The following is a 16,879-nucleotide window of genomic DNA, read 5'->3' as shown; positions in this document are numbered from 1 at the left end:
CGGGGGGGGGGGGGGGGGGGGGGGGGGGGGGGGGGGGCGGGGGGGGGGGGGGGGGGGGGGCCCGGGCGCGGGGGGGGGCCCCCCCCCCCCCCCGCGTCCGCGCCCGTTCAGGACCCTAGGGAAAACCGGGGCCGAGCGTGGCGAGACTGGGCGGGCCACGGGTCGGACCTGACGTCAGGTGTCGGCGGTCGGCGCCGGACCGGGCGCGCGGCAGGGCCCTCCCCGGCACGGTGTTCCTGGCGACCCCCGGAGAGGCTGACGTCCCGATGTCGAACGAAGACAAGCTCCGCGACTACCTGAAGCGGGCGATCGCCGATCTCCAGGAGACCCGCGAGCAGCTGCACGAGGTGACCGAGCAGCAGCGGGAACCGATCGCGGTCGTCGGGATGGCCTGCCGGCTGCCGGGCGGGGTCACCTCGCCCGAGGAGCTGTGGGAACTGGTCCGGGACGGCGTCGACGCGGTGTCCGACTTCCCGGCGGACCGCGGCTGGGACCTCCCCGAGGGCTCCCTCACCTCCCGGCAGAGCGGATTCCTGCACGACGCCGGGGACTTCGACGCGGCCTTCTTCGGCATCTCGCCGCGCGAGGCGCTGGCCATGGACCCGCAGCAGCGGCTGATGCTGGAGACCGCCTGGGAGGCGGTCGAGCGGGCCGGCATCGACCCGGGCTCGCTGCACGGTACCCGGACCGGGGTGTTCGTCGGGGCCGGCCACGGCGGCTACGACAGCGCCTCCACCGCCCACGGGCGGATCGACGGTGACGCCTCGGGGCACCTGCTCACCGGCAACACCGTCAGCATCGCCTCCGGCCGGATCTCCTACGTCCTCGGACTGGAGGGCCCGGCCGTCACCGTCGACACGGCCTGCTCGTCCTCGCTGGTCGCCCTGCACCTGGCCGTGCAGTCGCTGCGACGCGGGGAGTGCACCCTCGCCCTGGCCGGCGGGGTGACGGTGATGTCCACCCCGCAGATGTTCACCGAGTTCTCCCGCCAGGGCGGCCTGGCCGCCGACGGACGGTGCAAGCCCTTCGCGGCCGCGGCGGACGGCACCGCCTGGGGTGAGGGCGCGGCCGTCCTGCTGGTCGAGCGGCTCTCGGACGCCCGGCGCAACGGGCACCCGGTGCTGGCGGTGGTGCGCGGCAGCGCCGTCAACCAGGACGGCGCCTCCAACGGTCTGACCGCGCCGAACGGTCCGTCCCAGCAGCGGGTGATCCGGGCGGCCCTGGCCGACGCCGGGGTGCCGGCCCGCGAGGTCGACGTGGTCGAGGCGCACGGCACCGGGACCCGGCTGGGCGACCCGATCGAGGCCGCGGCACTGCTGGCCACCTACGGACAGAACCGTGAACGGCCCCTGCTGATCGGCGCGTTGAAATCCAACACCGGGCACACCCAGGCCGCCTCCGGCGTGGCCGGGGTGATCAAGACGGTGCTGGCCATGCGGCACGGCCTGCTCCCGCGCACCCTCCACCTCGACGAGCCGACCCCGCACGTCGACTGGACCGCCGGGTCCGCCGAACTGCTCGCCGAGGCCCGTGAGTGGCCGGAGACCGGACGGCCGCGCCGGGCCGGGGTGTCCTCCTTCGGGGTCAGCGGCACCAACGCGCACGTGGTGCTGGAGGCCGTCCCGGAGCCGGTGGAGGCCGAGCCGGCGGCGGAGGAGCTGCCCGGGGCCGTCCTGCCCTGGGTGCTGTCGGCCCGTGGTGACGCCGCGCTGCGCGCCCAGGCCGGACGGCTGGCCGCGCACCTCAGGACCCACGGTCCGCTCGCGCCGGCGGACGTCGCCCACTCGCTCGCGACCGCCAGGGCGGGGCTGGAGCACCGGGCCGTCGTCCTCGGCCCCGGCCCGCAGGAGCGGCTGCGCGCCCTGGACGCCCTGGCGGGCGGGGAGAGCGAAGCCCATGTCGTCCTGGGGACGGTGGACAAGGGGGCGACGGCGTTCCTGTTCTCGGGTCAGGGGTCGCAGCGGTTGGGGATGGGGCGGGAGTTGTATGCCCGGTTCCCGGTGTTCGCGCAGGCGTTCGATGCGGTGTGTGCGGAGCTGGACCTGCCGGTGCGGGAGGTGGTGTGGGGTGCGGATGCGGAGCTGCTGAACCGGACGGATTTCGCTCAGGCGGGGTTGTTCGCGGTGGAGGTGGCGCTGTTCCGGCTGGTCGAGTCGTTGGGCGTGCGGCCGGAGTTCGTGGCTGGTCATTCGATCGGTGAGGTGGCCGCGGCGCATGTGGCGGGGGTGTTGTCACTCGCGGACGCGTGTGCGCTGGTCGCCGCCCGTGGCCGGTTGATGCGGGCGCTTCCGGAGGGTGGCGCGATGCTGGCGATCGAGGCGACGGAGGAGGAGGTCCGGCCGCTGCTGAACGCCGAGGTGTCGATAGCCGCCGTCAACGGCCCGTCCTCGGTGGTCGTTTCGGGCGCGGAGGCTGCCGTCGCGGCGGTCGAGGCGCGCTTCGCCGACCGGAGGACCAGTCGGCTGCGGGTGTCGCACGCGTTCCACTCCCCGCTGATGGACCCGATGCTGGACGAGTTCCGTACCGTGCTCGGCGGGCTGACGTACCACGCGCCGTCGATCCCGCTGGTCTCCAACCTGACGGGTGAGCTGGTCACCGGCACGACCGACGCGGACTACTGGGTGCGCCACGTCCGGGAGGCCGTCCGCTTCGCCGACGGCCTCCGTACCCTCCACGGCCAGGGCGTCACCCGGCTCCTCGAACTCGGCCCCGACGGAGTCCTCAGCGCCATGGCGGCCGAATCGCTGCCCGGCGACGCGGCGCCGGTGGCCCTGCTGCGCAAGGACCGCCCCGAGGAGGCCGCCCTGCTGGCGGCCCTCGCCCGGCTGCACGTGCGCGGTGCCGGGCCGGACTGGGCGGCGGTGCTCGCCGGCACCGGCGGCCGCCGCACCGAGCTGCCCACCTACGCCTTCCAGCGGCAGCGCTACTGGCTGCCCGGACTCCACCAGCGGGAAGCCGGCCCGACCACGGCCGACCCGGTCGAGGACTCCTTCTGGGCCGCCGTCGAGGCGGGCGACCTGCGGGAGGCGTCGGCGGTGCTGGGGATCGCGGAGGAGGACACCGAGGCCTCGCTCGACCGCCTCCTGCCGGTGCTGTCCTCCTGGCGCGGGCAGCGGCGGCTGCTGAGCACGCTCGACTCCTGGACCTACCGGACCACCTGGGTGCCGCTACCCGGTCTCACCGACGCCGTGCCCACCGGCCGCTGGCTCGCGGTCCTGCCGGAGAGCACGGAGGGCACGGAGGGCACGGAGTCCGAGAGCAGTACGGAGGCCGGGGACTGGCCCGCCGCCGTCCTGGCCGCCCTGGCCGCCCGGGGCCTGCGGATCGAACGGGTGCCGGGGGCCCGGGCCCTGGCCGCACGGCTGGCCGCGGGAGCGGACGAACCGGTCGCCGGTGTGCTGTCCTTCCTCGCGGCCGACGGCCGACCGGACCCGGAGCACCCCGACGTCCCCGGGTACCTGCCCGCGACCGTCGACCTGCTGCGGGCCCTGGAGGCCGCCGGCGGCCCGGCGCGGCTCTGGTGCCTCACCCGGGGCGCCGTCGCCGCCGACGCCTCGGACCGGGTGGCCGCGCCCGAGCAGGCCCAGCTCTGGGGCCTCGGCCGGGTCGCCGCGCTGGAGCACCCCCGGCGCTGGGGCGGCCTGATCGACCTGCCCGCGACGGCCGGCTCCCGGACGGCGGCCCAGCTGGTGGGTGTGCTGGCCCAGGCCGCCGAACGGCACGCCGCCGCGCACGGCGCCACTGGGCCCCGTGCCGCCGGACAGCAGCCCGTCGAGGACCAGGTCGCCCTGCGCTCCTCCGGTGCCCGCGCCCGTCGGCTGACCCGCGCCGCCGCTCCCGTACCGCCCGCCCCCGTCGCCCCGGGAGCGCCCGACGGGACGGGCTGGGCCCCGCCCGCCGGCACGATCCTGATCACCGGCGGGACGGGCGCGCTCGGCGCCCACGTCGCCCGGTGGCTGGCCGGGGCCGGCGCGGAACACCTGCTGCTGCTCGGGCGACGGGGCCCGCAGGCCCCGGGGGCAGGGGAGCTGGGCGAGGAGCTGGCCGCGCTCGGCACCCGGGTGACCGTCGTCGCCTGCGACGCGGCCGACCGCGAGGCGCTGGCGGCCGTGCTGGCCGCCGTTCCGGCCGAGCTGCCGCTGACCGGCGTCGTGCACGCGGCGGGGGTGCTCGACGACGGGGTGCTGGACGGACTGACGGCCGAGCGGTTCACCTCCGTGCTGCGGGCCAAGGCCGTCCCGGCCCGGCACCTCCACGAGCTGACGGCCGGGCAGGACCTCGCCCTGTTCGTGCTGTTCTCCTCGATCACCGGGGTCCTCGGCAACCCCGGCCAGGCCAACTACGCCGCGGCCAACGCCTACCTGGACGCCCTGGCCGAGCACCGCCGGGCGGCCGGCCGGCCCGTCACCTGCGTGGCCTGGGGCCCGTGGGCCGGGGGCGGCATGGCGGGGGACCACCCGGCCCTGACCGGGCGGATGCGGCGCAGCGGCCTCACCCCGATGGACCCGGCGCGGGCCGTGTCGGCGCTGGGCCGCGCGCTCGGCGCCGGCGCCTCCGGTCTGACCGTGGCCGACGTGGACTGGAGCGTGCTCGCCCCGGCCCTCACCGCTGCCCGGCCGAGCGCGCTGATCGCAGGGCTGCCGGAGGCCCGGCGGGCCGGCGCCCCGGCCGTCGGCGCGGAGGAGCGCTCCCCGCTGGCCGGGCGGCTGTCCGGCCGGGACGCCGCGGAGCGGCAACGCGTGCTGCTGGAGCTGGTGCGCACCGAGGCCGCGGCCGTGCTGGGACACACCGGCCCCGCGACGGTGGACGCCGCCCGGGCCTTCCGGGACCTCGGCTTCGACTCGCTGACCGCCGTCGAACTGCGCAACCGCCTCGCCGCCGCCACCGGTCTGGCGCTGCCCGCGACCCTGCTGTTCGACCATCCGACGCCGTCGGCCCTGGCCGCTCACCTGCGCACCGAACTGGACGGCACCGAGGCGGGACCGGCGGCCGCCGTCACGGTGACCGCCGCCGACGACGAGCCGATCGCGATCGTCGCGATGGCCTGCCGCTTCCCCGGCGGGGTGGACACGCCGGAGGACCTGTGGGAGCTGCTCGCCGAGGGGCGGGACGCGGTGGGCCCCTTCCCGGCCGACCGCGGGTGGGACACCGAGCGGCTGCACCACCCGGATCCGGACCACGAGGGCACCAGCTACGTCGCCGAGGGCGCCTTCGTCGCCGGCGTGGCCGACTTCGACGCGGCCTTCTTCGGGATCTCCCCGCGCGAGGCGCTGGCCATGGACCCGCAGCAGAGGCTGATGCTGGAGACCGCCTGGGAGGCCGTCGAACGGGGCGGCATCGACGCCGGGGCGCTGCGCGGTTCGCGGACCGGCGTGTTCGTCGGCTCCAACTTCCAGGACTACCAGGTGGTGCTGGACGCGGCCCGGGAGGGCGTGGCCGGGCACGTGATGACCGGTAACGCCGCGAGCGTCCTGTCCGGCCGGATCGCCTACACGCTCGGACTGGAGGGTCCGGCCGTCACCGTCGACACGGCCTGCTCCTCCTCGCTGGTGGCCCTGCACCTGGCCGCCCAGGCGCTGCGCCGCGGCGAGTGTTCGCTCGCCCTGGCCGGCGGCGTGACGGTGATGGCCACGCCGCAGGTGTTCATCGAGTTCTCCCGGCAGCGCGGGCTGGCCCCGGACGGCCGCTGCAAGCCCTTCGCCGCTGCCGCGGACGGCACCGGCTGGTCCGAGGGGGCCGGGGTGCTGCTGGTCGAGCGGCTCTCGGACGCCCGGCGCAACGGGCACCCGGTGCTGGCGGTGGTGCGGGGCAGCGCGGTCAACCAGGACGGCGCCTCCAACGGCCTGACGGCGCCGAACGGTCCGTCCCAGCAGCGGGTGATCCGGGCGGCCCTGGCCGACGCCGGGCTGTCGCCCGCCGAGGTGGACGCGGTCGAGGCGCACGGCACCGGGACCCGGCTGGGCGACCCGATCGAGGCCCAGGCGTTGCTCGCCGTCTACGGGCAGGAGCGTGAACTGCCGCTGCTGCTGGGCTCGGTGAAGTCCAACCTGGGCCACACCCAGGCCGCCGCCGGGGTCGCCGGGGTGATCCGGACGGTGCTCGCCCTGCGGCACGGCGAACTGCCGAAGTCGCTGCACATCGACACGCCGACCCCGCAGGTGGACTGGACCCCCGGCGCCGTGGAACTGCTCGCGGAGGCCCGGCCGTGGCCCGAGACCGGACGGCCGCGCCGGGCCGGGGTGTCCTCCTTCGGGGTCAGCGGCACCAACGCCCACGTGATCCTGGAGGCCGCGCCGGCTGCCGAGCCCGCACCGGAGCCCGCACCGCAGCCCGCGCCGGAGGGCGGGTCCGCGCCGCAGCCCGAACCCGCCGCCCCCGCCCGCCCGTTGCCCTGGCTGCTGTCCGCCCGCACCCCCGGGGCGGTGCGCGAGCAGGCCCGCCGCCTGGCCGCCCGGGTGCGCGCCGCCGGGCCCGCTCCCGACGACGTCGCCCACGCCCTGGTCACCACCCGGGCGGCCCTGGAGCACCGGGCCGCCGTGGTGGCGCCGGACCTGGACGGTCTCCTGGGCGGTCTGGACGCGCTGGCCGAGGGCCGCGCCGTCCCCACCGTGCTGGAGGGCCGGAGCGCGGGCGACGGGGACCCGGTCCTGGTGTTCCCCGGCCAGGGCTCCCAGTGGGCCGGAATGGCCCTCGAACTGCTGCACACCGCGCCGGAGTTCGCCCGGCGCTTCGCCGAGTGCGAGGCCGCGCTCGCGCCCCACACCGGCTGGTCGGCCAGAGCGGTGCTGCGAGGTGACGCCGGGGCGCCCGGCCTCGACCGGGTCGACGTGGTCCAGCCGGTGCTGTTCGCCGTCATGGTGTCGCTGGCCGAGTTGTGGCGCTCGTACGGCGTCCGGCCGGCGGCCGTGCTCGGCCACTCCCAGGGCGAGATCGCCGCGGCCTGCGTGGCCGGCGCGCTCTCGCTCGACGACGCCGCCCGGGTGGTCGCACTGCGCAGCCGGGCGCTGCGGCAGCTGGCCGGTCTCGGCGGCATGGTGTCGGTGGCCGAGCCGGTCACCGCCGTCCGGGAACGGCTCGGCCGCTGGGGCGAGCTGATCTCGGTCGCCGCCGTCAACGGCCCCGGCTCGGTGGTGGTCTCCGGCGAACCCGGCGCCCTGGACGAACTGCTCGCCGACTGCGAGCGGTCCGGCGTCCGGGCCCGCCGCATCCCGGTCGACTACGCCTCGCACTCCGCCCAGGTCGAGCGGATCGAACACGAGCTGCTGGACCTGCTGGCGCCGATCACCCCGCGCAGCGCCGACATCCCGTTCTGCTCCACCGTCACCGGCGCGGTCATCGACACCGCCGGGCTCGACGCCGCCTACTGGTACCGCAACCTGCGCCGGACCGTCGAGTTCGAACAGGCCACCCGCACCCTGCTGGCGGCCGGACACCAGCTGTTCGTCGAGGTCAGCCCGCACCCGGTGGTCACCACCGGCCTCCAGGAGACGATCGAGGACGCCGGCCTGCCCGCCGCCGCCCTCGGCACCCTGCGCCGCGACGAGGGCGGGCTCGGCCGCTTCCTGCTCGCCCTGGCCGACGCCCGGGTGCACGGTGCCCGGGTGGACTGGCAGCGCTGCTTCGCCGGTACCGATCCCCGGCCCGTCGAGCTTCCGACCTACCCCTTCCAGCGGCAGCGCTACTGGCCGCGCCCCGGTGCCGCCGGCGGCGACGTGACCACGGCCGGCCTCGCCGCGCCGGAGCACCCGCTGCTCGGCGCCGCCGTCGAACTCGCCCGGGACGGCGGCCTGCTGGCCACCGCCCGCTGGTCGCTGCACACCCACCCCTGGCTCGCCGACCACGCCGTCGCCGGCACCCTGGTCGTTCCCGGCGCGGCGCTGGTCGAGGCGGTCGTCCGGGCCGGGGACGAGCTGGGCTGCGGCCGGATCGAGGAACTGACCCTGCACGCGCCCGTCCTGCTGCCCGAACGCGGCGCCCTCCAGGTGCAGATCGAGCTGGGCGCCCCCGACGGCTCGGGCCTGCGCCCGGTCGCGGTGCACACCCGGCCCGCGGAGGCGGACACACCGGACGCCTGGACCCGGCACGCCGAGGGCAGGGTCGGCCCGGCCGGCGCCGAGCCCGCACCGGAGACCGCCGCCTGGCCGCCGGCCGGGGCCGAGCCGGTCGACCTGGACGGCTGGTACCCGGGCCTGCGCGCCGACGGGTACGGCTACGGCCCGGTGTTCCGGGGCGTGCGCGCGGCCTGGCTGCTCGGCGACACCGTCCACGCCGAGGCGGAGCTGCCCGAGCCGGCCCGTCCCGACGCCCCCCGCTACGGACTGCACCCGGCCCTGCTGGACGCGGCCCTCCACCCGGCCGGGCTCGGCCCGCTGCGCGGCCGCCCCGGACTGCCGTTCGCCTGGACCGGCGTCACCCTGCACGCCGCCGGGGCAACCGCGCTGCGCGTCACGCTCACCCCGGCCGGACCCGACGCGGTCCACGTCCGGATGACCGACCCGGCCGGACGGCCGGTGGCCACCGTGGACGCCCTGGCCGTGCGCCCGCTCACCGGAGCCGCCCTCGACCCGGCCGCCCGGGTGGCCCGCGAGGCGCTCCACCACCTGGACTGGCAGGCCCTGCCCGCCCCGCAGGCCGCTCCGGCCGCCGCCCGCTGGACCGTGCTCGGCGAACCGCCCGCCCACGCGGACGCGCTCGCCGAGGCGGGGATCAGCTTCGGCCCCGGGGGCGGCGTCGTCCTCCACCAGGCCACCGGACCGCACCCGCTGGCCGCGCTCGAAGGCGTCCTCGCCGCGCTGCGGGATCACCTCGCCGCGGACACGGGCGCGGGCGCAGGCGCGGGCGTGGACGCGGACGGGAACGGGGCCGGCGGCGACGCCACCCTGCTCGTCGTCACCCGCCGGGCCGTCGCCACCGACCCCGCCGAGGACGTCCACGACCTGCCCGCCGCGGCGGTGCACGGACTGGTCGGCTCCGCCCAGAACGAGCACCCCGGCCGGATCGTGCTCGCCGACCTGGACGACGACCCCGCCTCCTGGCGCACCCTGCCCGCCGCCCTCGCCGCAGCCCTGGCCGCCGGCGAACCCCGGCTGGCCCTGCGCCACGGCACCGTCCACGCCCCCCGGCTGGCCCACGCCCACACCGCCGCGCCGCTGCCCGTCCCCGACGGTCCGTGGCGCCTGGACGTCCGCACCAAGGGCACGGTCGACAACCTCGAACTGCTGCCCTGCCCGGACGCCGCCGAACCGCTCGCCGACGGCCAGGTGCGGATCGAGGTCCGGGCCGCCGGCCTCAACTTCCGCGACGTCCTCAACGCCCTCGACATGTACCCCGGCGGGGCGCGGCACCTCGGTTCCGAGGCCGCCGGCATCGTCCGGGAGACCGGACCGGGCGTCACCGGACTCGCCGTCGGCGACCGGGTGATGGGCATGGTCCCGGGCGGCTTCGGCCCGCTCGCCGTCACCGACCACCGCCTGCTCACCCGGATCCCGCAGGACTGGACCTTCGCCCAGGCCGCCTCCGTCCCCGTGGTCTTCCTCACCGCCTACTACGCGCTGCGCGACCTGGCCGGGCTCCGGGCCGGCGAACGCCTGCTCGTCCACGCCGCCACCGGCGGCGTCGGCATGGCCGCCGTCCAGCTCGCCCGGCTCTGGGGGGCCGAGGTGTACGGCACCGCGAGCGAGGCCAAGCAGCACCTGCTGCGCGCCGACGGCCTGCCCGGCACCGCCGTCGCCTCCTCGCGCACCCTCGACTTCGAGGACCGCTTCCGTACCGCCACCGGCGGCGCGGGCGTGGACGTGGTGCTCAACTCCCTCGCGGGGGAGTACGTCGACGCCTCGCTGCGGCTGCTCGCCCCCGGCGGCCGGCTGATCGAGATGGGCAAGACGGACGTCCGCGACGCCGAGGAGGTCGCCGCGGCCCACGGCGGCGCCCGCTACCGGGCCTTCGACCTCCAGGAGGCCGGCCCGGAGCGGATCGGGCAGATGCTCGCCGATCTGGTGGAGCTGTTCGAACAGGGCGCGCTGCGACCCCTCCCGCTCACCTGCTGGGACGTCACCCGCGCCCGGGAGGCCTTCCGGCACATGGCCCAGGCCCGGCACACCGGCAAGATCGTGCTCACCGTGCCGCGCCCCTGGGACCGGGAGGGCACCGTCCTGATCACCGGGGGCACCGGCACCCTCGGCGGCGAACTCGCCCGCCACCTGGTCACCGAACACGGCGTGCGGCACCTGCTGCTGGCCGGTCGCCGCGGCCTCCAGGCCCCCGGAGCACGGGAGTTGAGCGAGGAGCTGGCCGCCTCGGGCGCCGAGGTCACGGTCGCCGCCTGCGACACCGCCGACCGCGCCGCCGTGGCCGCCCTGCTGGCCGGGGTGCCCGCCCGGCACCCGCTGACCGCCGTCGTGCACGCCGCCGGCATCCTCGACGACGGCGTGGTCGACGCCCTCACCCCCGAACGGCTCGCCGCCGTGCTGCGGCCCAAGGCCGACGCCGCCCACCACCTGCACGACCTCACCCGCGGCCTCGACCTCGCCGACTTCGTCCTGTTCTCCTCCGCCGCCGGTGTGTTCGGCTCGCCCGGCCAGGCCGGCTACGCCGCCGCCAACAGCTGGCTCGACGCCCTCGCCCAGCACCGCCGGGTCTCGGGCCTGCCCGCCACCTCCCTGGCCTGGGGCCTGTGGGCCCAGGCCAGCACCATGACCGCCCACCTCGGCGCGACCGACCGCGCCCGCGCCGAACAGTCCGGCGCGCTCACCCTCGACACCGCCGACGGCCTCGCCCTGTTCGACGCCGCCCTCGCCGCCCGGCGCGCCCTGCTGGTCCCCGTCCGGCTGCACACCGCCGCCCTGCGCGGCCGCGGCCCGGCCGAACTCCCGCCGCTGCTGCGCGACCTGGTCCGCACCCGGACACGCCGCACGGCGCAGTCCGGGCCGGCCGCAGACGGGCTGCCCGCCCGCCTGGCGGCCCTCGGCCCGGCCGAGCGCCACGCGGCGCTGCTCGACCTGGTGAGCGGCTGCACGGCGGCCGTCCTCGGCCACGGGTCGGCCGAACAGGTCCACGCCACCCGGCCGTTCCGCGACCTCGGCCTGGACTCGCTGACCGCCGTCGAACTGCGCAACCGGCTCAACACCGCCACCGGCCTGCGGCTGCCCGCCACCCTGGTCTTCGACCACCCCACCCCCGGCGCGCTCGCCGGACACCTGGCCGAGGGCCTCGGCGGCCGGACCGCCGGCCCCGCGGCCGGCACCGCGCCGGGCGCCGCCGACGAACCGGTCGCGATCGTCGGCATGGCCTGCCGCTTCCCCGGCGCCGTCACCTCCCCCGAGGAGCTGTGGGCCCTGCTGGCCGGCGGCACCGACGCCGTCACCGGCTTCCCCACGGACCGCGGCTGGGACCTCGAACGGCTCTACGACGGCATCCCCGACCACCCGGACTCCTCCCGCACCCGCCAGGGCGGCTTCCTCGACGCCGCCGCCTGGTTCGACGCCGACTTCTTCGGCATCAGCCCCAACGAGGCGCTGGCCATGGACCCGCAGCAGCGGCTGCTGCTGGAGACCGCGTGGGAGGCGGTCGAACGTGCCGGCATCGACCCCGGCACCCTGCGCGGCAGCCGCACCGGGGTGTTCGCCGGCCTGTCCTCCAGCGACTACCTCGACCGGGTCACCCGCATCCCCGAGGAGGCCGCCCCGTACGTCAACACCGGCAACGCCGTCAGCGTCGCCTCCGGCCGGGTCGCCTACGCGCTCGGGCTGGAGGGCCCGGCGGTGACGGTGGACACCGCCTGCTCCTCCTCCCTGGTGGCGCTGCACCTGGCCGTGCGCGCGCTGCGCGGCGGCGAGTGCTCGCTGGCCCTGGCCGGCGGCGTCACCGTGATGTCCACGCCGATGATCCCGGTCGACTTCGCCCGGCAGCGCGGCCTGGCCGCGGACGGACGCTGCAAGCCCTTCGCCGAGGCGGCCGACGGCACCGGCTTCTCCGAGGGCGTCGGCGTGCTGCTGGTCGAGCGGCTCTCGGACGCCCGGCGCAACGGGCACCCGGTGCTGGCGGTGGTGCGCGGCAGCGCGGTCAACCAGGACGGCGCCAGCAACGGACTCAGCGCCCCCAACGGCCCGTCCCAGCAGCGGGTGATCCGGGCGGCCCTGGCCGACGCCGGGCTGTCGCCCGCCGAGGTGGACGCGGTCGAGGCGCACGGCACCGGGACCCGGCTGGGCGACCCGATCGAGGCCCAGGCGTTGCTCGCCGTCTACGGGCAGGAGCGTGAACTGCCGCTGCTGCTGGGCTCGGTGAAGTCCAACCTGGGCCACACCCAGGCCGCCGCCGGGGTCGCCGGGGTGATCCGGACGGTGCTCGCCCTGCGGCACGGCGAACTGCCGAAGTCGCTGCACATCGACACCCCGACCAGCCACGTGGACTGGTCCCAAGGGGCCGTGGAACTGCTCACCGAGGCCCGTGCCTGGCCGGAGACCGGACGGCCCCGCCGGGCCGGCGTCTCCTCCTTCGGTCTCAGCGGCACCAACGCCCATGTGCTCCTCGAAGCGGCACCCGAATCCGGGGGCGTCCAGCCCGGTGCCGTCGAGCCCGGTGCCGTGCCGGCCGGCGCCGTCGAGCCCGGTGCCGTGCCGGCCGGCGTCCCGGAACCCGGCGCCCCCGGATCCGGCGCCCTGCCATGGCTGCTCTCCGCCCGCAGCGCCCAGGCACTGCGCTGCCAGGCCCGCGCCCTGCTCGGCCACCTCGACACCGCCGCCCCGGCGCCGCTCGACCTCGCCCACTCGCTCGCCACCCGACGCGCCCTCCTGGAGCACCGGGCCGCCGTCATCGGCACCGGCCCCGCGGAGCTGCGCGCCGGACTGACCGCCCTCGCCGACGGCACCCCCGCCCCCGGCGTGGTCACCGGCCGGCACGCCGCCGGGCGGGACCGCCGGGTCGTCCTGCTGTTCCCCGGCCAGGGCTCCCAGTGGGCCGGCATGGGCGCCGAACTCCTCGACAGCTCACCGGAGTTCGCCGAGGCCATCGCCGCCTGCGAACAGGCCCTGGCGCCCTGGACGGACTGGTCGCTGAGCGCCGTCCTGCGCGGTGCGCCGGACGCCCCGGCCCTGGACCGGGTCGACGTCGCCCAGCCCGCGCTCTGGGCCACCATGATCGCGCTCGCCGCCTGCTGGCAGGCCCACGGGGTGACCCCCGCCGCCGTGCTCGGCCACTCCCAGGGAGAGATCGCCGCCGCCTGCGTGGCCGGCGCGCTCTCCCTGGAGGACGGGGCCAAGGTGGTCGCCCTGCGCAGCCTGGCCATCGCCCGCGAACTGTCCGGCCACGGCGGCATGGTGTCCGTCCCGCAGACCCACGCCGAGGTCCTGGCCCGGATCGAACCCTACGACGGCCGGATCTCGGTCGCCACCGCCAACGGCCCCGCCGGGGTGGTGGTCTCCGGCGAGCCCGAGGCCCTCGACCGGCTGCTGGCCGGCTGCGAGGACGACGGCGTCCGGGCCAAGCGGATCCCCGTCGACTACGCCTCGCACTCCGCCCAGGTCGAGCGCATCGAGCGGACCCTGCTCACCGAACTCCACGGGATCACCACCCGGGAGGCCCGGATCCCGTTCTTCTCCACCGTCACCGCCGACTGGCTCGGCGACACCCCGCTGGACGCCCGGTACTGGTACCGGAACCTGCGCCGCACCGTCCGGCTGGAGGAGTCCGTCCGCGCCCTGCTCGCCCAGGGCCACGACGCCTTCCTCGAATGCAGCCCGCACCCGGTGCTGGCCATGGCCGTCGAGGACACCGCCGCCGACGCCGGGGCCCGGGCCGTGGTGCTGGGCACCGTCCGGCGCGAGGACGGCGGCCCCGCGCGGCTGCTGACCTCGCTCGCCGAGGCGCACGTCAGCGGGGTGCGGATCGACTGGGCCCCCGCCGTGGCCGGCGGACGCCCGGTGGACCTGCCGACCTACGCCTTCCAGCGTCGCCGCTACTGGCTCGCCCGGGACACCGCCGCCACCGGCCCGGCCGACCCGTCCGGACTGGACCGCGCCGTCCACCTCGCGGGCGACGACACGATCCTGCTCACCGGCCGGATCGGCACCGCCACCCACCCCTGGGCCGCCGACCACCGGGTGCGCGGCACCGCCGTCGTTCCCGGCACCGCCCTGCTCGACTGGGCCGTCCGGGCCGGTGACGAGGCCGGCTGCCCGGCCGTCGCCGAACTCACCGAGCACAGCCCGCTGGTCCTGCCCGAGCACGGCACCCTCGACCTCCAGCTCACCGTCGGCCCGGCCGGCGAGGACGGCCGGCGGCCCCTCACCGTCCACGCCCGCCGCAGCGACACGCCCGGGCCCGCCCCGTGGACCCGCCACGCCTCCGGCACCCTCGCCCCGGCCGGGGCACCGTCCGCCGCCCGGCCGGCGTCCCAGGACGCCCTGCCGCCGGACACCGGCACCGGGACCCACACCGACACCCCCACCGACACCCCCGCCGGACCGGACGGGTACGGCGAGCGCTTCCGCACCGTCCGCTCGCTCGCCCGGCGAGGCGAGGAGCGGTACGCCGAGGTCGCCCTGGCCGAGGAGCACCGCGCCGAGGCGGCCGGCTTCCGGCTCCACCCCGCGCTGCTCCAGGGCCTGCTGGCCGTCACCGGGGCCGGCGCGGACGCCGGCACCGCAGCCCAGCCCGCCGACTGGCGCGGGGTCACCCTGCACGCCACCGGCGCCACCCGGCTCCGGGTCCGGCTCACCCCGGGCCCCGACGGCGGCCACGCGCTCAGCGCCGTCGACCCGGACGGTGCCCCCGTGCTCACCGTCGAGGCCGTCACCGCCCGCCCGATCACCGCCGACCTGCTCGGGCCCGAGCCCGAGCCGCTGTACGCGGTCGAGTGGTGCCCGGTGACCCCCGGCGAACCGCGCGGGACCGTCGCCCTCCTGGGTGCGGACCCGGCAGCCACGGACCCGGCAGCCACGGACCCGTCGGCCACGGATCCCGGTCCGGCCGCCGCACCCGGTGCCCCCCGCTACGCCGACCTGGCCGAGCTCACCGCCGCCCTGGACGCCGGCGAGCCGGCCCCCCACACCGTCGTCCACCGTCTCACCACCGCCGACGGCGACGACCCCGTCACCGCCACCCACCAGGCCGTCCGGGCCGCCCACCGCCTCGCCCGCGCCTGGCTCGCCGAACCGCGCCTGGCCGGCTCCCGGCTCGCCCTGCTCACCCGGGGCGCCGAAGCCGCCGTCCCCGGAGAGGACGTGACCTCCCTCGCCCAGGCCGCCGTGCACGGACTGGTCCGCTCCGCGCAGTCCGAGGAGCCCGGCCGGTTCCTGCTGCTCGACCTCGACGACGACCCGGCGTCCACGGTGGCCCTGTCCGCCGCCCTCGCCGTGCCCGACGAGCCCCGGCTCGCCGTCCGGCACGGCCGGGTGACGGCCCCCCGGCTGCGCCCGCTGCCGGTACCGGGGCCCGGGCAGACGTCCCCGGACCGTCCGGCCTGGTCCTGGAACCCCGCCGGCACCGTCCTGATCACCGGCGGCACCGGTACCCTCGGCGCACTGGTCGCCCGCCACCTGATCACCGCACACGGCGTGCGCCACCTGCTGCTCACCGGCCGGCGCGGCCCCGCCGCCCCCGGCGCGGAGGCCCTGCGTGAGGAGCTCACCGCCCTCGGTGCCACCGTCACCGTCGCCGCCTGCGACACCGCCGACCGGGCCGCCCTGGACGCCCTGCTCGCCACCGTCCCGGCCGAGCACCCGCTCACCGGGGTCGTGCACGCCGCCGGCGTCCTGCACGACGGGCTCCTCGCCAACCTGACGGACGAGCAGCTCACCGAGGTGCTGCGCCCCAAGGCCGACGCCGCCTGGCACCTGCACCGCGCCACCGCGCACCTGGACCTCTCCGCCTTCGTCCTCTTCTCCTCCTTCGCCGCCACCGCCGGTGGACCGGCCCAGGCCAACTACGCGGCCGCCAACGCCTTCCTCGACGCGCTGGCGCACCGGCGCCGGGCCCAGAGCCGCCCGGCCGTCTCGCTCGGCTGGGGATACTGGGGAGAATCGAGTGCGATGACGTCCACGCTGGACGCCGTGGACATCGCCCGCTTCGCCCGCTCCGGCATGCTGCCGCTCCCGGCCGCCCAGGGCCTCGCCCTGCTCGACGCCGCGAGCACCGTGGACCGCCCGCACCTCGCCCCCGTACGGCTCGACCGGCACGCCCTGGCCACGGCCGGCGCTCCGCCGCTCTTCGCCGACCTGCTGCCCCGGCGCGCCACCGCGCGGCCCACGGCCGCCGGCACCGCCACCGGCGGCGAGCGGGGAGTCCGGGACCGGCTGGCCGGCCTCGGCGCCGCCCAGCAGGAGCAGCTGCTCCAGAGCCTGGTGATCGGCCACCTGGCGGCCGTGCTCGGTCACCCGGAGCCCGCCGCGCTCGAACCGGAACGCGGCTTCCTGGACCACGGCATGTCCTCGCTGGCCGCCGTCGAACTGCGCAACCGGCTGAACGCCGAGCTCGGACTGCGCCTGCCCACCACCACCGTCTTCGACCACCCGTCACCGGTCGCCCTGGCCGGCCGGCTGCGCGAACTCCTGGGCGCGCCGACGGACGCCGCGGCCCCGGCCCGGCCCGTCTTCGCCGAACTGGACGTCCTGGAGACCGCGCTCACCGGCGCGCTCGACAGCGCCGCCCTGGACCCGGCGTCCCGCGCCCGGCTGCTCACCCGCCTCAAGAGCCTCCAGTGGCGGCTCGACGACGGCGCGACCGAGCCGGCCGACGGCGCCCCCGAACCGGACGCCGGACTCGACGGCAGCACCGACGACGAGATGTTCGACCTGATCGACCGCGAACTCGGACTCGCCTGACCGCCGCACGCACACCCCGCCGCGCACCGGCCGCCGACCCGTACCACCTTCCGAACTGCGAG

1 protein-coding gene is annotated in these 16,879 nt (G+C 77.6%); it reads left to right on the top strand.

Annotated elements, in window-relative coordinates; all coding sequences use genetic code 11:
• Window positions 1-266 precede the first annotated feature (266 nt).
• A complete protein-coding gene (locus ACIRVF_RS22935; RefSeq protein ID WP_402820704.1) occupies window positions 267-16,817 on the top strand; it encodes a type I polyketide synthase in 16,551 nt (5,516 codons plus the stop codon).
• Window positions 16,818-16,879: the final 62 nt, after the last annotated feature.

The organism is Kitasatospora sp. NPDC101157, from assembly GCF_044768255.1.
Lineage (GTDB): Bacteria > Actinomycetota > Actinomycetes > Streptomycetales > Streptomycetaceae > Kitasatospora.
This window is presented reverse-complemented; position numbering and strand designations above follow the sequence as displayed.